The sequence below is a fragment of the Streptomyces sp. NPDC102402 genome (assembly GCF_044765765.1).
In the GTDB taxonomy this organism is placed as follows: domain Bacteria; phylum Actinomycetota; class Actinomycetes; order Streptomycetales; family Streptomycetaceae; genus Streptomyces.
In genome coordinates this window covers 11922-32612 of record NZ_JBIWKR010000028.1, presented here as the reverse complement: position 1 = coordinate 32612, position 20691 = coordinate 11922, and the positions used below count along the sequence as shown (strand labels likewise).

The 20691-nt window shown below is 71.3% G+C and carries 18 protein-coding genes and 1 pseudogene; 13 read left to right on the top strand and 6 right to left on the bottom strand.

The features are described from left to right. Window positions 1-92 precede the first annotated feature (92 nt). Both ACIRJR_RS36195 and ACIRJR_RS36190 read left to right on the top strand, forming a co-directional pair. A pseudogene (locus ACIRJR_RS36195) lies at window positions 93-1016 on the top strand (MarR family transcriptional regulator); the annotation flags it as partial. Window positions 1017-1301: 285 nt separating this feature from the next. Further along, on the top strand, window positions 1302-2087 hold the full coding sequence (locus ACIRJR_RS36190; RefSeq protein ID WP_403788879.1) for an SAM-dependent methyltransferase: 786 nt from the start codon (window positions 1302-1304) through the stop codon (window positions 2085-2087). A gap of 90 nt (window positions 2088-2177) precedes the next feature. Here the strand turns inward: ACIRJR_RS36190 and ACIRJR_RS36185 are convergent, their stop codons facing one another. Then, window positions 2178-2693 (bottom strand): hypothetical protein, encoded by a 516-nt coding sequence (locus ACIRJR_RS36185; RefSeq protein ID WP_403788877.1) that lies wholly within the window; start codon window positions 2691-2693, stop codon window positions 2178-2180. Window positions 2694-2857: 164 nt separating this feature from the next. Here ACIRJR_RS36185 and ACIRJR_RS36180 point away from each other — a divergent pair, with 164 nt between their 5' ends. After that, a complete protein-coding gene (locus ACIRJR_RS36180; protein WP_403788875.1) occupies window positions 2858-3661 on the top strand; it encodes a potassium channel family protein in 804 nt (267 codons plus the stop codon). A 51-nt stretch (window positions 3662-3712) separates the two neighbouring features. On the opposite strand, the gene ACIRJR_RS36175 is transcribed toward ACIRJR_RS36180, so the two are convergent. Continuing rightward, window positions 3713-4192: a GNAT family N-acetyltransferase gene (locus ACIRJR_RS36175; protein ID WP_403788873.1), complete on the bottom strand. Its 480-nt coding sequence runs from the start codon at window positions 4190-4192 to the stop codon at window positions 3713-3715. A gap of 50 nt (window positions 4193-4242) precedes the next feature. On the opposite strand from ACIRJR_RS36175, the gene ACIRJR_RS36170 reads away from it, so the two are divergent. Further along, window positions 4243-5058, top strand: coding sequence for an exodeoxyribonuclease III (locus ACIRJR_RS36170; RefSeq protein ID WP_403788871.1), 816 nt, complete (start codon window positions 4243-4245; stop codon window positions 5056-5058). Between the two features lie 65 nt (window positions 5059-5123). On the opposite strand, the gene ACIRJR_RS36165 is transcribed toward ACIRJR_RS36170, so the two are convergent. Together ACIRJR_RS36165 and ACIRJR_RS36160 are read right to left on the bottom strand one after the other, a co-directional pair. After that, a complete protein-coding gene (locus tag ACIRJR_RS36165) occupies window positions 5124-5516 on the bottom strand; it encodes a DUF6281 family protein (RefSeq protein ID WP_403788869.1) in 393 nt (130 codons plus the stop codon). Window positions 5517-6052: 536 nt separating this feature from the next. Beyond that, entirely contained in the window at window positions 6053-6688 is a 636-nt protein-coding gene (locus ACIRJR_RS36160) for a MerR family transcriptional regulator (protein ID WP_403788883.1), read from the bottom strand. Window positions 6689-6855: 167 nt separating this feature from the next. Between ACIRJR_RS36160 and ACIRJR_RS36155 the strand changes: the two genes are divergently transcribed. The 4 genes from ACIRJR_RS36155 to ACIRJR_RS36140 all read left to right on the top strand — a co-directional run bounded on the left by ACIRJR_RS36155 (window position 6856) and on the right by ACIRJR_RS36140 (window position 10545). After that, window positions 6856-8376, top strand: a complete 1521-nt coding sequence (locus tag ACIRJR_RS36155) for a flavin-containing monooxygenase (RefSeq protein WP_403788867.1) — start codon at window positions 6856-6858, stop codon at window positions 8374-8376. Then, complete coding sequence (locus ACIRJR_RS36150) at window positions 8373-9329, top strand: alpha/beta fold hydrolase (RefSeq protein WP_403788865.1); 957 nt, start codon at window positions 8373-8375, stop codon at window positions 9327-9329. Before ACIRJR_RS36155 ends, ACIRJR_RS36150 begins: the two co-directional genes overlap by 4 nt. Next, complete coding sequence (locus tag ACIRJR_RS36145; RefSeq protein ID WP_403788863.1) at window positions 9326-10210, top strand: SDR family oxidoreductase; 885 nt, start codon at window positions 9326-9328, stop codon at window positions 10208-10210. The genes ACIRJR_RS36150 and ACIRJR_RS36145 overlap by 4 nt, the downstream gene beginning before the upstream one ends. Before the next feature lie 86 nt (window positions 10211-10296). Beyond that, window positions 10297-10545, top strand: coding sequence for a hypothetical protein (locus tag ACIRJR_RS36140; protein WP_403788861.1), 249 nt, complete (start codon window positions 10297-10299; stop codon window positions 10543-10545). Window positions 10546-10836: 291 nt separating this feature from the next. Here ACIRJR_RS36140 and ACIRJR_RS36135 read toward each other — a convergent pair whose 3' ends face one another. Next, window positions 10837-14241, bottom strand: coding sequence for a S41 family peptidase (locus tag ACIRJR_RS36135; RefSeq protein WP_403788859.1), 3405 nt, complete (start codon window positions 14239-14241; stop codon window positions 10837-10839). 177 nt (window positions 14242-14418) lie between these two features. On the opposite strand from ACIRJR_RS36135, the gene ACIRJR_RS36130 reads away from it, so the two are divergent. Together ACIRJR_RS36130 and ACIRJR_RS36125 are read left to right on the top strand one after the other, a co-directional pair. Beyond that, the gene (locus tag ACIRJR_RS36130; protein WP_403788857.1) at window positions 14419-14991 is read left to right on the top strand and encodes a TetR/AcrR family transcriptional regulator; all 573 of its coding nucleotides are present in this window, start codon (window positions 14419-14421) and stop codon (window positions 14989-14991) included. 120 nt (window positions 14992-15111) lie between these two features. Beyond that, window positions 15112-17328 (top strand): MMPL family transporter, encoded by a 2217-nt coding sequence (locus ACIRJR_RS36125; RefSeq protein ID WP_403788855.1) that lies wholly within the window; start codon window positions 15112-15114, stop codon window positions 17326-17328. A 126-nt stretch (window positions 17329-17454) separates the two neighbouring features. Here the strand turns inward: ACIRJR_RS36125 and ACIRJR_RS36120 are convergent, their stop codons facing one another. Next, window positions 17455-17865 (bottom strand): SsgA family sporulation/cell division regulator, encoded by a 411-nt coding sequence (locus ACIRJR_RS36120; RefSeq protein WP_403788853.1) that lies wholly within the window; start codon window positions 17863-17865, stop codon window positions 17455-17457. Window positions 17866-18043: 178 nt separating this feature from the next. Here ACIRJR_RS36120 and ACIRJR_RS36115 point away from each other — a divergent pair, with 178 nt between their 5' ends. The 3 genes from ACIRJR_RS36115 to ACIRJR_RS36105 are packed head-to-tail and all read left to right on the top strand — an operon-like array spanning window position 18044 to window position 20632. Beyond that, window positions 18044-19102: an energy-coupling factor ABC transporter permease gene (locus ACIRJR_RS36115; RefSeq protein ID WP_403788851.1), complete on the top strand. Its 1059-nt coding sequence runs from the start codon at window positions 18044-18046 to the stop codon at window positions 19100-19102. Window position 19103: 1 nt separating this feature from the next. Then, a complete protein-coding gene (cbiQ, locus tag ACIRJR_RS36110) occupies window positions 19104-19865 on the top strand; it encodes a cobalt ECF transporter T component CbiQ (protein WP_403788849.1) in 762 nt (253 codons plus the stop codon). Beyond that, a complete protein-coding gene (locus ACIRJR_RS36105) occupies window positions 19862-20632 on the top strand; it encodes an energy-coupling factor ABC transporter ATP-binding protein (RefSeq protein WP_403788847.1) in 771 nt (256 codons plus the stop codon). The genes cbiQ and ACIRJR_RS36105 overlap by 4 nt, the downstream gene beginning before the upstream one ends. Window positions 20633-20691 lie beyond the last annotated feature (59 nt).

Sequence of the window (20691 nt, the reverse complement as noted above, 5' to 3'; positions counted from 1 at the left end):
TGACCACCAGCTCGACGCCCAGTAACCGCGTTACTCAGCACGCGCTGGCACCGCCCACCGACAACAGGGCAAACGTTGCCTGATGCGGCACTAGCTCCGCCCCGAGCGCGCCCGCATCCTCGCGGCCCTACCGCCGCGCCCGCACCGGCTACGGCAAGCGGTCCGCGCCCGAGCAGCGTCCCTCCGCACCGACCGACTTCGCTCTCCTCCCCGCCCGCGAGCGCTATGTCGCCGGGTACGTCGACCACCTGCCCGACGGCGCCGCCATGGACATCAAGTCCCTGGCCAAGGACCTCCCCCTGTACGGGCAGATGGCCATCGGCAGCGCGCTCAGGGCGCTGGCCGTCGCCGGGCACCTCCGCCATGTGCGCTGCCACGTCGAAAGCCTCGGCCAGAGCCGCTGGGTCACCCTCACCTTCTGGTCCCGCACGGCCCGCGACAACGAGTGGTGGGCCCTGCAACTCGCGGGCGGTGCGGGAGTCGAGGGGCCCGAACCCGAGGCCCCCGAGGGGGAGCTCGTCGCTCCCGTCGTGCCCCAGCAGAGGGCTCCGGAAGCTTTGGAGGCCGCGCCCACCGGTCCGTCCCCCGCCTATCTCGCTCTCGCCCGGATCGGCCGGACCGAGCCGCGCCTGGCTCTCTCCGCCGCCGACTGCGCCGTACTGGAGAGCCTCGCCGAGAGCTGGTTCGCCCGCGGGGTGGACGCCGACTACCTCACCCGGGCCCTGACATCCGGGCTGCCGGATCAGGTCGACTCGCCCGTCGGCCTCGTACGCCGCCGCCTCACCGACAAGCTTCCGGCGCGGCTGCCGGACGCCGCCCCCGTCCAGGACGCACCCGTGCGCGCCCTGATGGTCGAGTGCACCGAGTGCGGGCGCCCCGGACCGCCGGGGGCGCTGCCCGACGGTCTCTGCCGCGTCTGCCGCCAGTCACCTCCCGCCGCGCCGGACGCACCGGTCGCCGATCGCGACATCGAGGCCCATACGCGCCTCCTCCGCGAGAAGCTCCGGATGCCCTGAGCGGGCCGAAGAGGGTCTGCCCCGCGACGCGGGGGCCGGGCGCGGACTGCTGCTGGTCGACGCGCTCGCCGATGCGTGGGGCGCCGTGGAGCGGGGCGGAGCGCCGGGCAAGACCGTGTGGGCCGAGGTCGCGGCCCCTCCGGCGTGAAGGGGGGACTCCGGTCGCGGCGACCACCCGGTAGCCTGGGCCGTCCTCGCTCACCCGCCCTGCCGGTGACCGCTGTTGAGGGTCGCGCAGGTCAGGTGCGATGTGTGCCAGTCCGTGGTTCCGTATGGAGGGCGCTCGTGACAGCCGGTATACCCAGCTCCCGTATCGACACCAGCAAGCCGCACCCGGCACGGGTCTACGACTGGCTGCTCGGCGGGAAGGACAACTACCCGGTCGACCAGGAGGTCGCCGAGAAGCTGCCCGCCGAGGCGCGGGCCAACGCGGCCCGGAACCGGGCGTTCATGCACCGGGCCTCCGCCTGGCTGGCAGGACAGGGCGTCGACCAGTTCCTGGACATCGGTACCGGTATCCCCACCGCGCCCAATCTCCACCAGATCGTCCAGGCCGTCACCCCGAGTGCCAGGGTCGTCTACGCGGACAACGACCCCATCGTCCTGCGCCACGCGGAAGCGCTGCTGGTGAGCCGCCCCGAGGGGGCGACCGACTACATCCACGCGGATGTACGGCAGCCGGAGGCGATCCTCGAACGTGCCGCTGCCCTGCTGGACTTCGGCCGGCCGGTCGCACTGTCCCTCATCGCGCTGATGCACTTCCTGCCCGACGAGCAGGACCCGTACGGACTCACCCGCACGCTGGTCCAGGCGCTGCCGTCGGGGAGTTACCTCGTCCTCTCGCACGGCACCGCCGACCAGCACCCGGAGCTGAAGCAGGAGACGGAGTCCGCGTACAAGAAGGGCGCGATCTCCTTGCGGATGCGGACGCGCGCGGAGGTCGAGCCCTTCTTCGAGGGGCTGGAGCTCGTCGAACCGGGGCTCGTGACGGCACCCGAGTGGTACCGGGAGGAGCCTGCCCCGGTGTACGAGCGGAGCGGGTTCCACGTGGGTGTGGCACGAGTCCCGTAGGCGGCTCCGTGCGGGCCGCTCATGCGCCGGTCCTCGACGATGTCGCGGTCCGGCGCTCCCACCGCCGGTCCCGGTGGACCTGCGCCAGGCTCAGGGAATGGCCGCGCTCACCGTGTCGGCCAGCATCATCCAGGCCGGCTGTCCTCCGGTGCCGAAGGCCGCCGCCAGCGCGTATCCGATCGACGCGTCCACGGGGCGGGCGGTGGCGCCCACCCATTCGGCGATGACCGTCTCGTCGCCGTCGCTGGAGAAGTCACCGAGGTGGGTGCCGTCGCGGGTCAGCCTGCTGCTGGGCACGGAGTCCGGGACGAGGGCATAGCGGGCGCCGTCGTACTCGGTCTCGACCCGGTAGGTCCTTCTGCGCAGCCTTCCCCTGGCCGGCCGCAGGGGTGCCTCGACGCCGTCGACCGTCAGTGTGAGGTGCGTGGCGTCCCGGGTGCCGATGGCGATCTGGGGGTCGGCCTCCGATGCCGGATCGCGCTCCAGGACCGTGGTCGGCACGTTCTCCCCGAAGACGGTCACTCGCTCCTGGCCCTCGATCCGGACGTGCATCTCCCCGAACAAGGTGTCCTGAGTTCCGGAGGGGGCGGGAGGAAGGTCGGTCATGAGGCGTTCCTTCGGGCAGGCGGAGCGGCCGCTGGGAGAGAAGCGTCGCACGGCAGTTGCGCACTGTCACCCGGCCGACCGGACACAGGGACCGGACCGCGGCGAGGGCGAGAGGCCCCGCCGCCGGAACTCGCCGAGGGGAGCCCTCGGGGTGGTCTCCTACGATGCCCCGCATGAAGTATCGAACCCTGCTGAGCCGGTGGGAACGGCGTATGCGGACCCCCCTTCTCATGCTGGCCGTGTTCTTCGCCGTCGCCTATGCCGTTCCCGTTCTCTCACCGGACGCACCGGCCTGGGTCCTCACGACGTGCCAGGTGGTCGAGTGGGTGGTGTGGGCGGCCTTCGCCGCCGACTACGCGGTCCGCCTGCTCCTCGCACCCGGCAAGTGGGCGTTCGTCCGTAGACATCCGCTGGATCTGCTGGCCGTCGTCCTGCCACTGGTCCAGCCGCTGCGCCTGCTGCGACTGGTGTCCACGCTGCTGCTGGTGGGCAGACGGGCCAGGCACGCGCCGCAGATCACGATGACCCTCTATGTCACCGGCACCGTCGTCGGACTCATGATGTTCGGTTCGCTCGCGGTGCTCCAGGTGGAGCGGGACGCGCCGAGCGGCAACATCCGCACGCTGGGGGACGCGGTGTGGTGGTCGTTCACCACCATGACGACGGTGGGGTACGGGGACCTGGCACCCACCACCGGGCTCGGCCGGCTGCTCGCCGTGGGGCTGATGATCTCCGGCATCGCGCTGCTCGGTGTCGTGACGGCGAACATCGCGGCCTGGTTCATCTCGCGTTTCGAGCGGGACGACGCCGAGGAACGAAGGCAGACGGCCCTCCTGGAGGCACTGACGACGGAAGTCGCCGCGCTGCGGGCCGAGGTGGCCCACCTCACGGTCGCCTCGGGCCCCGGAGCGCCGAAGGTGCCGGGCCCGTCCCCGGCCGAGCCGGGCCCGTCCTCCGTCACGCCGTGAACGTCCACCGCACGCGATCCGTCGCCGATCAGGAGCTTCCCAGGAGGCCGCTCAGTTCAGCGGCTTGGCCATGCAGATGCTGCTGTCGTACGTCCGGTAGTGGCCGAACTTCGAGCACGGCGTGTAGCCGCTCGACGTGTAGAGCGCGATCGCCTCGGGCTGCTGGTCGCCCGTCTCCAGGACCATGCGCGTGCGGCCCGCCGCTCGGGCATCGGCCTCCAGTGCGGCGAGGAGCCGACGGGCGAGGCCCTGGCCACGGCCCTCGGCGATGACGAACATCCGCTTGATCTCGGCGTCGCCGTCGGAGTAGCCCTCGTCGTTCGTCTCCTGGCCCCGCCAGCCGCCCGTCGCGACGGGACGGCCCTGCTCGTCGTAGGCGAGCAGATACAGCCCGCGAGGCGGGTCGAACATCGTGGCGTCGAGAGGTGTGACATCGCCCCCATCGCCGTAGCGCTCGGCATATTCGAGCTGCACCAGGTCGTTGAGCTTGACGGCGTCGGGGTGATCGAACGGCCGAGGGTGGATATTCATACGATGGATCGTACAGGTATGCGGCATCCGTGTGTAGGTACTGTACCGGGATGCTGACTGTTACCACCGTGAACGTGAACGGGCTCCGTGCCGCCGCGAAGAAGGGCTTCGTCGAGTGGCTGGGGCAGACCGAGGCCGATGTGATCTGCCTCCAGGAAGTCCGTGCCGAGGTGCAGCAGCTCCCCGAGGAGCTGCGTGAGCCCGAGGGCTGGCACGTCGTGTACGCCCCGGCCGTGGCCAAGGGGCGCGCGGGTGTCGCGGTCTACACCCGGCGCGAGCCGGAGCGCGTCCAGATCGGGTTCGGCGGGTTCGAGGTCCCGGGGAGTGAGGAATTCGACACCTCCGGCCGGTACGTCGAGGTGGACCTCCCGGGTGTGACGGTCGCCAGCCTCTATCTGCCGTCCGGTGACGTCGGCACCGAGAAGCAGGAGGAGAAGGAGCGCTTCATGGCGGCCTTCCTCCCCTACCTCCAGGGGCTGAAGGCGCGGGCGGCCGACGCGGGGCGTGAGGTCGTCGTCTGCGGCGACTGGAACATCGCCCACCAGGAGGCCGACCTCAAGAACTGGAAGGCCAACAAGAAGAACTCCGGCTTCCTCCCCGAGGAGCGGGAGTGGCTGACCCGGGTGTTCGAGGAGGCGGCGTACGTGGACGTGGTCCGGGCCATGCACCCGGAGCAGGAGGGCCCGTACTCCTGGTGGTCCTACCGTGGCCGCGCCTTCGACAACGACGCGGGCTGGCGCATCGACTACCAGGTGGCGACCCCCGGTCTCGCCGGGCGCGCGGTGAAGGCGTGGGTCGAGCGCGCCGCCACGCACGGCGAGCGGTGGAGCGACCACGCGCCGGTGACGGTGACGTACGAGCGCTGAGGCCGCGCAGCGGGGGTCCGGTGTGGCGTCCTCCTGGGGAACCACACCGGACCCCGCGTCCCAGGTCAGGAGCCGTCGGTCAGTTCCAGCACCTCGGGCGGCGGCTCCGAGCCGGAGTACACCGCGAAGAGCGTGGCGGTCTCCGGTGTGTCCCCGACGGCGATGGCGACCTCTGGAGAGATGCCGTCCACTTCGTAGGCGGTCCCGGTCGTCACCGGCTCCTCGCCCTTGTCCTTGCTGCCGGTGTCTTCGCAGGGCGGTGAGGTGGCGACGCCGAGCTTCTGCCCAGCCGTGAAGTCCACCTGGGTCACGTCCTGATACGACCTGTCCTGATAGGTGTACCGGTTGACGCAGGAGTCCCCGCCGCCCCCTCCGCCTCCCCCGGCCGTGCACGCTACTGCCGGCATCGTCATGGCCGCCGCCACCAGCAAGCCGACGGATCCCCTGGTCCAGCTCATGCCTGTCCCCCCTCGTAGATGCCGCGAAGAAGAGGAATGTCTCCACTTCGCCGACCGACCTCGCCATTGCTCGCGCGGGAACGGGATCGTGCCCGTGGTGAGCTCGCGTGGTCCGACCTTCGACGTGGGCACAGCGGGTCGGGTTCCCGTGTCGCACCTGTGCATCTGGCACGGCCCGTCAGAACCCCTCACTCCGCCCCGCGCGTCGGCGAGGGAAGCGAGCACGCTTCTGTCGTGAGGCCAGGAGCTGTCAAGGAAGCGCAACGGCGTTGAGCGGGCCGTCAACAGACTCAAGGACTCGCGGGGCCGTCGCGGCGTCCGGCGCGTCGGCCGATTCCCGAGACCGGAGCAACAGGCCCTGAGCGGCGGGAAGAACAGGCTGAGGGGTGCCCGGGAGCCGACCGGAGGGAACCGCGGGCGGCGTCGACGATTCGCGAGGCACGAGCCATGGTCACCCGACGGTGTCGGTGCAGGTCCAGGCCGGCCGCGTCCTCGCCGGGCGAACCCGTGGACAGTGACCGAGGGACGGCTCCTGGCTAGTCGCCGTCCATGGTCCTGTCCTCCCGCAGGCGCCGGTCCAGGGCCATCGACAGCTCCGCGTCCACCACCGCCTGGGCCAGCGCCCGCAGTTGGTCCGGCCCGGTCTGTGCGGTGTGGGTGCGCAGGACGCGTACGAAGAGGTCGGCGAGGGCGTCCGCGTGCGCGCGGACCTCGCGGCCGGCCGAGAGGACGGCGTCGAGGGGGACCCCCGCCCGCACCAGCTCGGAGGAGGCCTCCAGCAGGCGGCGGCTGATGTGGACGATCTCGTCGCCGTCGACTCCGAGGTAGCCCAGCTCCATGGACGCGGCGAGGTTCTCCGCCGTGGCCTGGTCCTGGAAGTAGTCGGCGAGCTGCTCGGGCGTGAGCCGAACCGGGGTCTCCTCGGTCGGTTCGCCCAGGCCGAGCACCTCGGCGACGTCGCGGCCGCTGTCGAACGTCGAGGCGAGGTCGGCGATGCCGTTGAGGGTGTGGCCCCGCTCAAGCAGGCCCGTGATCGTGCGCAGCCGGGCCAGGTGGTGGTCGTCGTACCAGGCGATGCGGCCCTCGCGGCGGGGCGGCTGGATCAGGCCGCGCTCCCGGTAGAAGCGCAGGGTGCGCACGGTGATGCCGGCCTCCTTGGCCAGCTCCTCCATGCGGTACTCACGGTGCTCGCGTCCTTCAGCCACACCCGCACCCTATGTTGTACCGCCGGTAACTTTCCTCGTCCCGCCCCCTACCCATCAGTACGGAGCTGCTCTACCCTCCCAACCATGCCAGTGATTGCTGGCAGAGTTGGTTCGCACCGCGGGGAGGCGGCAGCATGGCCCAGCACGAGCACGTACGAGTGGCGGTGATCGGATCCGGATTCGGGGGCCTCGGAGCCGCGGTCCGGCTCCGTCGCGAAGGCATCACCGACTTCCTGGTCCTGGAGCGGGCCGGCGCCGTCGGCGGGACCTGGCGGGACAACAGCTACCCGGGCTGCGCCTGCGACGTACCGTCCCACCTGTACTCGTTCTCGTTCGCGCCCAACCCCGACTGGCCGCGCACCTTCTCCGGGCAGCAGCACATACGCGCCTACCTGGAGCACGTCGCGGACACCTTCGGGCTGCGCCCACACATCAGGCTCGACCACGAGGTCTCGGTCATGCGCTGGGACAACGACGAGCTGCACTGGGTGATCGAGTCGGCCAACGGCTCCACGATCACCGCCGACGCCGTCGTCTCCGCCACCGGGCCGCTCTCCGACCCGAAGCTGCCGGACATCCCGGGGCTCGCCGACTTCCCCGGCAAGGTCTTCCACTCGGCCCAGTGGGACCACGACTACGACCTGACCGGCAAGCGCGTCGCCGTGATCGGCACGGGCGCCTCCGCCATCCAGATCGTCCCGGAGATCCAGCCGAAGGCCGGCCGGCTCACCCTCTTCCAGCGGACCCCGCCCTGGGTGATGCCGCGCATGGACCGCGCCATCAGCGGCGCCGAGAAGTGGCTGCACCGCGCGCTCCCCTTCACGGCCACCGCGCGCCGTGGACTCCTTTGGGGCATCAGGGAGTTGCAGGTCGGCGCCTTCACCAAGCACCCCAACCAGCTCGGGCTCGTCGAGTCGATAGCCAAGTCCAACATGGCGCGGGCCATCAAGGACCCCGCGCTGCGGGCCAAGCTGACGCCCTCGTACCGCATCGGATGCAAGCGCATCCTGCTCTCCAACGCCTACTACCCGGCGCTCGCCCAGCCGAATGTCGACGTGGTCGACTCCGGCCTGTCGGAGGTCCGGGGATCCACCCTGGTCGGCTCGGACGGCACGGAGACCGAGGCCGACGTGATCATCCTCGGCACCGGCTTCCACGTGACGGACATGCCGATCGCCGAACGGGTCGTCGGCGCCGACGGGATCACCCTCACCGAGTCCTGGAAGGACGAGATGAAGGCGCTGCGGGGCGCCACCGCGGCGGGCTTCCCCAACTGGATGACGATCATCGGGCCCAATACCGGCCTCGGGAACTCCTCCATGATCCTCATGATCGAGTCCCAGCTGAACTACATGGCCGACTTCATGCGCCAGCTGGACGTCCTGGGCGGGCGGGCGGCGCTCGACGCCCGGCCCTCCGCGGTGAGCGCCTGGAACCACCGGGTCCAGGAACGCATGAAGCGGACCGTCTGGAACACCGGCGGCTGCACCAGCTGGTACCTCGACGCCAACGGCCGCAACACCACGGTCTGGCCGGGGACCACCGCCGAATTCCGGCGGGCCACGCGCTCGGTCGACCTCGGTGAGTACGACGTCATCCGCCCCCCTGCCACCCGCTCCGCGGCGCAGGCCGTGACCGAGGAGGCCGCACGATGAGCCGGCTGACGCAGACGGCTGCCACCCCGGCCGTCCCCGTGCCCGTACGCGAACTGGGCGTCGTCTCCGCGGACGGCTCGCGCCTCCACGTCGAACTGCACGGACCCGAGGGCGCCCCCGCCGTGGTCCTGGCGCACGGCTGGACCTGCAACACCCGCTTCTGGGACGCCCAGGTGCGTGACCTGGCGGCGGACCACCGGGTCGTCGTGTACGACCAGCGGGGCCACGGCCGTTCCCCCGCGGCGGGCCCCGACGGATACAGCACGCGGGCGCTGGCCGACGACCTCGAAGCGGTCCTGAAGGCCACACTCGAACCCGGGCAGAAGGCGGTGCTCGGCGGGCACTCCATGGGTGGGATGACGATCATGGCCGCCGCCGGACGCGACGCCGTGCGGGAGCACGGGGCCGCGGTGATGCTGTGCAGCACCGGCAGCTCGCGCCTGACGGCCGAGTCGCTGGTGCTCCCGCTGCGGGCGGGCGCCCTCCGCACGCGGATGACGGCGGCGATCCTCGCCGCACGGGCACCGCTCGGACCCGTCAACGGGGTGTCGAAGGTGATCCTCCGGTACGCCACGATGGGGCGTGGTTCCGCCCCGGACCGCGTGGAGGCCTGTGCCAGGATCGTCCATGTGTGCCCCCGTGACGCGCGCGTCGCCTGGGGACGTGTGCTCGGGGAGCTCGACCTCGAGGCGCGGGTGAGGGAGTTGCGGCTGCCGACCGCGGTGATCGCGGGTGCGGAGGACCGGCTGACGCCGCCCGTGCACGCGAGGGCCATCGCCGCGGCTCTGCCGAACGGCCTCGGGCTCACCGAGCTGGAAGGTATGGGACACATGACGCCGGTCGAGGCACCCGAAGTGGTCACGGCGAAGCTCCGCGAACTGGTGGCCACGTACGTCACTGTGGACGGTGCGGACAGCACGGCGACAGCCGTGAGCGAGGAGGAGGTCGCATGAGCGGCAGGCGGAGTCTCGAAGGACAGGTCGTCGTCGTCACGGGCGCGGCCCGGGGAGTGGGCGAGCTGCTGGCCCGGAAGCTGTCGGCGCGGGGTGCGACGCTGGCGCTGGTCGGCCTGGAGCCGGACGAGCTGAAGAAGGTCTCGGAGCGGCTGCACGGGGAGAGCGACCACTGGCACGCGGATGTCACCGACCACGTGGCGATGAGCCGGGTCGCCGGAGAGGTCAAGCAGCGCTTCGGGAAGATCGACGTCGTCGTCGCCAACGCGGGCGTCGCCAGCGGAGGGCCGCTCGTGGACTCCGACCCGGACGCGTGGCGACGGGTCGTCGAGGTGAACCTGATAGGCGGAGCGGTGACCGCGCGGGCGTTCCTGCCGGTACTCATCGAGAGCCGCGGCTACTTCCTGCAGATAGCGTCGCTGGCCGCGATCACCCCGGCGCCGATGATGAGCGCGTACTGCGCGTCCAAGTCGGGCGTCGAGGCGTTCGCGCACTGCCTGCGCGGCGAGGTCGGCTACCGGGGTGTGAAGGTCGGCGTCGGCTACCTGTCCTGGACCGACACGGACATGGTGCGCGGCGCGGACGAGGACGACGTCATGCGGGAGTTGAGGCAGCGGCTGCCGTGGCCGACGAACCGCACCTACCCCCTGGGCCCGGCGGTCGACCGCATCGTGGCGGGGATCGAGCGGCGCTCCGCGCATGTGTACGCGCAGTGGTGGCTGCGGGGGATGCAGTCGATCCGGGGCTATCTGCCGATGGTGATAGGGGCCGTCGGACAGCGGGAGATGAAGCGGTTCGGACCCCGTCTGGACGGTGTGAGCAAGGGGCTCGTGGGCGCCGGTGGCGAGGCGGACCGGGAGGCGCGCACACAGCGTCAATGATCGAAATGCGGTGAATGTCCGGGTGTGTAAGTCTGAGCGAGGCCCCACCGGGGCCAACCCCACGCACCCACATAGGAGTGAACAGCATGGGTATCGCAGACCAGTTCAAGGACAAGGCGCAGGAGCTCGCCGACCAGGCCAAGCAGGCGAAGGCCGGCGGCAAGCAGGGCGAGGCGCGCGAGCGTTCCGCCGACGCCCAGCGCCGCCCCGCGGGCCAGGCCCAGGGCCAGGGCCAGGGTCAGGGCCGTCGGCCCGAGGCGCGGGACCGTGCGCAGGGCGGCCAGGACCGCCCGCAGGGCGGCCAGGACCGTCCGCGTGAGCGTTCTGAGCGCTGACGGCTGACGCCTCTGAGCGTCTGCGGTTGGTTGGGGCGTACCCGGGTTCCGGGTGCGCCCCTTCTCGTGTGCGGGTGGGTGCCGTTCGGCGTGTGCGGGTGCGGTTCGGCGGGTGTGCGTGTGCGGGTGCGGGTGCGGGTGCGGTTCGGCGTGTGCGTGTGCGGGCTGCGCGCGGTGCGGGGGGTTTCGGGGCGCTGCCCCCGGGCCCCGCTCCTCGACGCCGAAGGCGCTTGATCTGGCTGGGCCGGAGGCGCTTGATCTGGCTGGGCTTGATCCGGGGGCTTGAGGGGGTCACCTCGGGGGAAGCGGGGGCCTGCGGAGGTTCGGGGCCGTCTCGTAGCTGGGGGGTGTGGCCGCCGGGTGGGCGGCGAGGAGGTCCAAGGCCACCTTCACCCCGTCGTCCAGGACCGCGTGACGGCCCTCCGCCCAGTCCAGCGGGGTGCGCAGCACCTCCAGGTCGGGTTCGACGCCGTGGTTCTCGACGGACCAGCCGTACGTGTCGAACCAGGCCGCGTTCATCGGCACCGTGATCACCGTGCCGTCGCCCAGCCGGTGCCGGCCGGTCATGCCGACCACACCGCCCCAGGTGCGCTGGCCGACCACGGGTCCCAGCTTCAGCAGCCGGAAGGCCGCCGTGATCATGTCTCCGTCGGACGACGTCGCCTCGTCGGCGAGGGCGACGACCGGCCCCCGGGGCGCGTTGGACGCGTACGAGACCGCCTGGGCGTTGCGGGTCAGGTCCCAGCCGAGGATGGTGCGGGTGAGCTTCTCGACGACCAGCTCGCTGATGTGGCCGCCCGCGTTGCCCCGTACGTCCACGATCAGCGCGGGGCGCGACACCTCCAGCCGCAGGTCGCGGTTGAACTGGGCCCAGCCGGAGCCGCCCATGTCGGGGATGTGCAGATACCCGCACTTCCCGTGACTCAACTCCCGCACGACCTCGCGGCGTTTGGCCACCCAGTCCTGGTAGCGCAGGGGCCGTTCGTCGACCAGCGGGACGATCGCGATGCGGCGCGACCGGCCGCCGCACTCGCCTCCGGCCGGCCGGAACGTCAGATCGACCGTGGTGCCGCCGGCCGCCGTCAACAGCGGGTACGGCCCTGCCACCGGATCGACCGGGCGGCCGTCGACATGGGTGAGGACGGCCCCCTCGCGGATCCCCGTACCGGCGAGCGGTGAACGCGCCTTGGAGTCGGAGGAGTCGCCGGGCAGGATGCGCCGCACCGTCCAGTCGCCGTCCCGGCACACGAGGTTGGCGCCCAGCAGCCCGATCGCACGCTGGTAGTGCGGGGGGCCCTCGTTGCGGCGGGCGGGCGAGACGTACGCGTGGGAGGTGCCCAGCTCGCCGAGGACCTCGCGCAGCAGGTCCGCGAACTCGTCGGGGGAGGCGACCCGTTCGAGCAGGGGACGGTACTGCTCCAGCACGCCGTCCCAGTCGATGCCGCACATGTCCGGTTCCCAGAAGTAGGAACGGACGATGCGGCCCGCCTCGCCGTAGGCCTGGCGCCACTCGGCCGCCGGGTCGACGTCGTGCAGGATGCGGCGAAGGTCCAGGAAGACCGTCGTGTCGTTGTCGCCCGGCTCGTTGGACGGAACGGCGCGCAGCTCGCCGTCGTCCATGACGACCAGCCGGGTCGCGTCACCGCTGACCGCGAACCAGTCGAGGTCCTTGACCAGTTCGGTCCTGCGGGCCTTGGCGATGTTGAAGTGCTCCAGTGTGGGGCGGCCCGACATGTCCGCCGGGTTCGCGAACGTCTCGCCCAGCGCGCCGGAGATCGGCCAGCGCAGCCAGACGAGGCCACCACCGCTGACCGGCTGCAGCGCCGAGTACTTCGACGCGGAGACCGGGAACGGGGTCACCCGGCTCTCCAGCCCCTCGAACTCCACCATGACCGTCGGCCCCTCGACCGGGGCCTCCGGGATGTCCACCGGGTCCAGGCCGCCCGCGGCGGGCCTGCCGTCCGGGAGCAGGGCGAAGGGGGACGGGGTGGCCGAGGAGAGCGGGACGAGGTAGGGGCGGCAGCCCAGCGGGAAGGAGAGGTCGCCGGTGTGGACGTCGTAGACCGGGTCGAAACCACGCCAGGAGAGGAAGGCGAGATAGCGGCCGTCGCCCGTGAAGACGGGATTCTCGTCCTCGAAGCGGCCGTTGGTGACGTCCACGGTCACCGGGGCGTCGGGGCCGGTGATCCGTGCGAGTTTGATCTGGCGCAGCGACCGGCCGACGCCTGGATGCGACCAGGTCAGCCAGTGGCCGTCCGGGGAGAACGCCAGATCGCGGACGGGGCCGTTGACCGAGCGGATGAGCTCGGTGACCCCGTCCCCGGTGGCCCCCGGCGCGGTGAGGATTCCCGGCGGGGCGAGTGTCCTGGGCGGGGCGACGCCCTCGGGCGGGACGCCGGTGTCCGCCCCGGCCGGATCCGGGGCGTCCCCGTCCAGGACGGCGGTGTCCGCCCCGATGTCCAGCAGGAGCAGCCTGCCGTCGTTCGACGCGATGGCCAGCCGCTCGCCCTCCGGGTCGGAGATCAGCTCGTGGACCCGGCCCAGCCGTCCGGCCGCCAGCCGGCGGGGCGGGCGGTCCCCGCTGGCGCGGGGGAGGTACGCGATCTCGACGGCGTCCTCGCCCTCGGCGTCCGTGACGTAGGCGACCTGGCCGCTGCTGCCGAGCATCTCGGGCAGCCGGACCCGTACCCCCGGGGTGTCGGAGATCGTGCGGGCGGGGCCGTCGCGGTGGGTGAGCCAGTAGAGGCTGCCGCGCACGGAGACGGCGCTCGCCCGGCCCGTCTCGTCCACGGCCAGCGAGTCGACGTGGCTCGACGCCGGCACCTGGTACGTACGGCGGCCCGTCCGCGGCCCCCCCAGCCGCACCTCCAGCTTGCGCGGCACGGCGTCCGGTGACTCCAGGTCCTCGACCAGCCACAGATCGCCGCCGCACTGGTAGACCACCCTGGTGCCGTCGCTGGAGGCGTGCCGGGCGTAGAACGCGTCGTGGTCCGTGTGCCGGCGCAGGTCGGTGCCGTCCATCAGGCAGGAGTAGAGATTGCCGACGCCCTCGTGGTCGGAGAGGAAGGCGATCCGGCGCCCCACGAACATCGGTGCGTCCAGCTGCCCGCCGATGTCGGGCAGCAGTCGCTCGCCGTGCAGCCACAGCCGGCCCACGGCCCCGCCCCGGTACCGCTTCCAGGCGGCCGGTTCGTGCGGGGGCCTCCCGGTGAGCAGAAGGGTGCGCCGCGTGCCGTCGACGTCGGCGACCGCGATGTCGGAGACGGGCCCCCAGGGGAGCTTGCCGCCGGGGCTGCCGTCGGTGGGGACGCTGTAGGCCCAGGAGAAGTACGAGAACGGCTGGTTGTGCGAGGACACGGCGAGGATCTGCGAGGAGTCCCCGGGGTCGGGGGTCCAGCCGCAGACCCGGGCGTCGGCCGAACCCCAGTAGGTGAGTCTGCGGGCGGGCCCGCCGTCGACGGGGACGAGGTGGATCTCCGGATCCAGCGTGCGCCAGGTCGTGTAGGCGATGCGGCTGCCGTCGGGCGAGAAGCGCGGATGGCCGACCCTGGTCCGGTCGACGGTCAGCCGCCACGCCCGGCCGGGCCGCTGCCCCGCCGGGGCGAGCGGGGCGACCCAGAGGTCGTCCTCCGCCGCGAAGCAGAGCAAGTCCTGGTGGAGGTGCGGGAAACGGAGATACGCGACGTCGTCACTCACCCTCCAATGCTTTCGGTGTGAAGGTCCCCCGGCAACTTGTGGTGCGCGACACAAGCGAAACAGTTTCGTTTCGCTGGGCGAGGGGAGTACTGTCGAGGTGTACGAAACAGTTTCGTTCCGTTAGTTGATCTTCGACTGGCGTACGATCCAGCAGGCGCAAGGGAGGGGAGGTCGACCATGGCACGCAGCAGGCTCACGCCCGAACGCGAGAGAGAGTTGTACGAAGCCGTGCTCGATCTGCTCGGCGAGGTCGGCTACGAAGCCCTGACCATGGACGCCGTTGCCGCCCGCACCCGTTCCAGCAAGGCCACCCTCTACCGCCAGTGGGGGAGCAAGGCCGAGCTGGTCGTCAAGGCGCTCCGGAACGACAAGCCGGTGCACCTCGCCGATGTCGACACCGGTTCGCTCCGCGGTGACTTCCTCGCCGTGATGTCGCGTACCGACGACTGCCAGATGGAGCGGAACTCCGCGCTGATGCGGGGTCTGAGCCATGCCGTCCACGACAACCCTGATCTCTTCCAGGCGCTGCGGGAACTGCTGATCGAGCCGGAGATGACCGGCCTCGAAACGCTGCTCCAGCGGGCCGTGGACAGAGGGGAGGTGCGCGCGGACAACCCGGCGCTCTCCTATGTGCCGCACATGATGATCGGCGCCTTCGCCGCTCGTGAGCTGGTCGAGGACCGGCCGGTCGATCAGGCGTTCCTCACCGACTACGCAGAATCCGTGGTGTTCCCCGCCCTCGGCGTCTGACGTCCCCCTTTTTTCCTCCCGTACGACCTGTCTGACGCTCCACCTGACACGCCGCTCTCGTCGTCGGGCTGGTTCCTCACGCCCACTTCCACTCACGACCTGACCGGGAGTATCCCCACCGTGGCTACATTCCTGTACAAACTCGGGCGGCTCGCCTTCCGGCGCCGCCGCTATGTCGCCCTCATCTGGGTGGCGCTGCTGGCGCTGGCCGGATTCGGTGCCTCCTCCGCGGCCACCGCCACCTCCAGCTCCTTCTCGATCCCCGGCACGGAGGCCCAGAAGGCCTTCGACCTGCTGGAGGAACGTTTCCCCGGGGCCAGCGCCGACGGCGCGACCGCCCGGATCGTCTTCCAGGCACCCGACGGCGAGAAGGTCACCGCGGCCGCCCACAAGGCCGAGATCCAGGACATCGTGGGTGAGCTGAAGTCCGGCTCGGGCCAGGTCGCCTCGGTCGCCGACCCGTACAAGGCGAACGCCGTCAGCAAGAACGGCTCGACCGCCTACATCTCGGTGTCCTACAAGGTCAGCTCCATGGAGCTGACCGACGCGACGCGTGAGGCGCTGGAGGACGTCGGCCACGACGCGCAGGACAGCGGCATGAAGGTGGAGATCGGCGGTGACGCGCTCCAGGTGATGCCGGAGACGGGGGCCACCGAGATCATCGGTGTCGCCATCGCGGCCGTCGTCCTGGTCATCACCTTCGGTTCGCTGATCGCCGCCGGGCTCCCGCTGCTGACCGCCCTCATCGGGGTGGGCATCGGGGTCTCCACGATCACCGCGCTGGCCAACGTCCTGGACCTGGGCTCGACCACCTCGACGCTCGCGATGATGATCGGCCTCGCGGTCGGCATCGACTACGCGCTCTTCATCGTCTCCCGCTACCGCGCCGAACTGGCCGAGGGCCGGGAGCGGGACGAAGCCGCCGGGCGTGCCGTGGGCACGGCAGGGTCCGCGGTCGTCTTCGCCGGCCTGACCGTGGTCATCGCGCTGGTGGGCCTCGCCGTCGTCAACATCCCGATGCTGTCGAAGATGGGCTTCGCCGCCGCCGGCACCGTCGCCATCGCCGTGCTCATCGCGCTCACCCTGGTCCCGGCCATGCTGGGCTTCGCGGGCAAGCGGGTCATGGGACGCAGGGCGCGCAAGGCCGCCGAGGCGGAGAACAAGCCCGAGGCGAAGCCGAACATGGGCACCCGCTGGGCGCGGTTCGTGCTGCGCAGGCCCGTGTGGGTGCTGCTGGTGGGCGTCCTCGGCCTCGGAGCGATCGCCGTCCCGGCCGCCTCGCTGGAGATGGGTCTGCCGGACGACGGCGCCCAGCCGAAGTCGACCACACAGCGCCAGGCGTACGACATGCTCTCCGAGGGCTTCGGCCCCGGGTTCAACGGTCCGCTCATGGTCGTCGTCGACACCGCGAACAGCTCCGACGGCAAGGCCGCGGTGAACAGGGTCTCCGACGACATCGAGGGCACCAGCGGCGTCGCTGCCGTCACCCCGGCCACCTTCAACAAGGCCGGCGACACCGCGACCATCACCGTCATCCCCGAGGACCGGCCGAGCTCCGTCGCGACGGAGAACGTCGTCCACTCCATCCGTGACTCGGGCGCCGACATCAAGAGCGAGACCGGTGCCGAGGTGCTGGTCACCGGTGCCACGGCGATGAACATCGACTTCTCGCAGAAGATGAACGACGCGCTGCTGCCGTATCTGGCGCTCGTCGTCGGCCTGGCGTTCCTGCTGCTGATGGTGGTCTTCCGCTCGGTCCTCGTCCCGCTGAAGGCGGCCCTCGGCTTCCTCCTCTCGGTGGTCGCGGCCCTCGGCGCGGTCGTCGCGGTCTTCCAGTGGGGCTGGCTCGGATCGCTCTTCGGGGTCGAGCAGACCGGTCCGATCATGAGCATGATGCCGATCTTCATGGTCGGCGTGGTCTTCGGCCTCGCCATGGACTACGAGGTCTTCCTGGTCACCCGGATGCGCGAGGCGTACGTCCACGGCGAGTCCCCCGGCCAGGCGATCGTCACCGGCTTCAAGCACGGGGCTCGCGTGGTCACGGCAGCCGCGGTGATCATGATGGCCGTCTTCGCCGGCTTCATCGGCTCCTCCGAGCAGATGATCAAGATGATCGGCTTCTCGCTGGCCATCGCCGTCTTCTTCGACGCCTTCGTGGTCCGCATGGCCATCGTGCCCGCGGTCCTCGCCCTGCTCGGCAAGCGCGCCTGGTGGCTGCCGCGCTGGCTGGACCGTGTGCTGCCCAACGTGGACGTGGAGGGGGAGGGCCTGCGCAAGGACCTCTCCGACGACGGTCCCGCCGAGGGCGGCGGCGAGCGGGAGCTGGTCCGCGCCTGACGTCACCAGACCCCGGGGCCCGCGTCTGAGCGGAGCGCGGCCCCGGAGCGCCGGTTACCTGTGGGGACGGGGGGCCGGAGCGAAGAAGAGCCCTCGTGCACGCGGCACGAGGGCTCTTCTTCGCGTTCAGGCGCGGGCGACGGGCGCGGAGGTGGCGGCGGGCGCGGCAGGCGCGGAGGTGGCGGAGGTGGAGGCAGGCGACGGGCGCTTCACCTTGCTCGGGCGGGTGCGCGCCAGGAAACGGATCATGGGGGCGATGTCGAACTGGAAGACGGCGACGCCGTCCGGTGAGTGCAGTTCCAGGACCAGCTGGGCCCGGCCGCACGGCCATATCCGTATGTCGCCGCTGGTGGCGGGGGCGCGCAGTCCGCGTTCCAGGAGATCGAGGCCGAAGGCCCAGTCGACCCCTCCGGGCAACCGCACGTGGACGGTCTCCGGTTCCTCGGAGTCCCAGCGCAGCTCCACGGGGACCAGGCGGGGATCGGGGCCGTCGGTGATGAGCCGGGCTCTGGCCTGCTCTTGGATCACGAGGGACATGTGCCGGCTCCTCCTGTGTGAAGATCTCTCCCCCTAATGTCCCATATTTTCCCATTTGGGCATTTCGGGGGCGCCGCAATCGTCATCTCTGCGCTCTTGCGAACTGTTTGCAACAGGGCCCTATCATTGAGCGGTTCCCGACCCCGCCAGCAGCAACGCCCGAAAGCGGAGCCACTCCATGCATGTACCCGACGGTTTCATCAACGCACCCGTCTCCGCCGTCGCGGGCGTCGTCGCCGCGGGTGCGGTCGCCGTCAGCCTCCGCGGAGCCCGGCGTGAACTCGACGACCGGACGGCGCCGCTCGCGGGGCTCGTCGCGGCGTTCGTCTTCGCCGTGCAGATGCTCAACTTCCCCGTCGCCGCCGGCACCAGCGGGCACCTCCTGGGCGGGGCCCTGGCCGCGATCCTGGTCGGGCCCTTCACCGGGGTGCTCTGTATAGCGGTCGTCCTGCTGATGCAGGGCATCCTCTTCGCCGACGGTGGTCTCACCGCGCTCGGCGTGAACATCACGGTGATGGGGGTCGTCACCGTCGTCGTCGCCTACGCGCTCTTCCGCGGGCTGACCCGGGTGCTGCCCCGCGGCCGCCACTCGACGACCGCCGCGGCCTTCGTGGCCGCACTGGTCTCCGTGCCGGCCGCCGCCGTCGCCTTCACCCTGATCTACGCCGTCGGAGGGACCACCGACGTCCCCATCGGCAAGGTCTTCACCGCGATGGTCGGCGTCCACCTCCTGATCGGCATCGGAGAGGCGGTGATCACCGCGCTCACCGTCGGCGCCGTGATCGCGGTGCGCCCCGACCTCGTGCACGGGGCCCGCGGACTGGCCGCCCCGCTCAAGCTCCGCGTCGACGGTGAACTCGTCGACGCCCCGGCCGCCCCGGCCCCCTCGCCCGCCCTCGTCGCCGCCCGCTCCACCCGCAAGGTGTGGGCCACCGGCCTGGCCGCCGCCCTCGTCCTCGCCGGCTTCGTCTCCTTCTACGCCTCCGCCAGCCCCGACGGCCTGGAGAAGGTCGCCGCGGACAAGGGCATCGACGAGAAGGTCGAGGAACACGGTGCGGCGGACTCCCCGCTCGCCGACTACGGCGTCAAGGACATCAGCGACGCACGCCTCTCCGGAGGCCTCGCCGGAGTGATCGGCGTCGGCGTCACGGTCGCCGTCGGAACCGGTGTCTTCTGGGTGGCCCGCAAGCGCCGTACGCCGGAGACCACCGAAGACCGCACCACGGAAGCCGTCTGACATGGGCGCCGGCCACGCACACACGCTCTACCGGCACGGGCACTCGCCCGTCCACACCCTGCCGCCGCACTGCAAGCTCGCCGCGGCCCTCTGTTTCGTCGTGGTCGTCGTCTCCACGCCGCGCGAGGCCGTCTGGGCCTTCGCGTCGTACGCCGTGCTGCTCGCCGCCGTCGCCGCCGTGGCGCGGCTCTCGCCCGGTTTCCTGCTGAAGCGCCTGGTCATCGAGGTGCCGTTCGTCGCGTTCGCGCTGCTCATGCCGTTCGTGGTGCCCGGCGAGCAGACCGAGGTGCTCGGTGTGTCCGTCAGCGTCCCCGGCCTCTGGGGCGCCTGGAACGTCCTCGCCAAGGGAACCCTCGGCGTGGCCGCCTCGGTGATCCTCGCCTCCACCACCGAGCTGCGCTCCCTGCTGCTCGGCCTCCAGCGGCTCAGACTGCCCCCGCTGCTCGTCCAGATCGCGTCCTTCATGATCCGGTACGGCGACGTCATCACCGACGAGCTGCGCCGGATGTCCGTCGCCCGCCGCTCCCGCGGTTTCGAGGCCCGAGGCGTGCGGCAGTGGGGCGCCCTCGCCAAGACGGCCGGTGCCCTGTTCATCCGGTCCTACGAACGCGGCGAGCGCGTCCACCTCGCGATGGTCAGCCGCGGCTACACGGGCACCATGCCCGTGATCGACGAGGTGACGGCCTCCCGCACCCAGTGGGCACACGCGGCGGCACTCCCCGTGCTCGCCCTCGCGGTGTGTCTGCTGGGATGGACCGTATGAGCCGCCCCACCGCACCCCCGCCCTCCCTCGAGGTCAACGGCCTCGCCTACGCCTACCCCGACGGCCATCAGGCCCTCTTCGGCGTGGACCTGACCGTGGCCCGCGGTGAACGCGTCGCCCTCCTCGGCCCCAACGGCGCGGGCAAGACCACGCTCGTCCTCCACCTCAACGGCATCCTCGACGCGGGCGCCGGAACAGTCCGGGTCGCCGGACTGCCCGTGGAGAAGAGGAATCTCGCCGAGATCCGCCGCCGGGTCGGCATCGTCTTCCAGGACCCGGACGACCAGCTCTTCATGCCGACCGTCCGCGAGGACGTCGCCTTCGGTCCCGCCGCGGCCGGACTGCGCGGCCCCGAGCTGGAGGACCGCGTCGTCACCGCGCTCCGCCGGGTCGGCATGGAGGAGTACGCGGCGCGGCCCCCGCACCACCTCTCCTTCGGACAGCGCCGCCGGGTCGCCGTCGCCACCGTCCTCGCCATGGAGCCGGAGATCCTCGTCCTGGACGAACCCTCCTCCAACCTGGACCCCGCCTCCCGCCGCGAACTCGCCGACATCCTGCGCTCCCTGGACGTCACCGTGCTGATGGTCACCCACGACCTGCCGTACGCCCTCGAACTCTGCCCGCGCGCCGTCATCCTCAGCGAAGGGGTGATCGCCGCCGACGACCGCACGCAGGACCTGCTCTGCGACGACGCACTCATGCGCAGGCACCGGCTGGAGCTGCCCTTCGGCTTCGACCCGCGTTCCGTGTCCGTTCCGCGTCCATGAACAGATGGTGACCCGCCCCCCGTTCCACCTGCGGCGCGATGCACCATGGGGGGATGAGC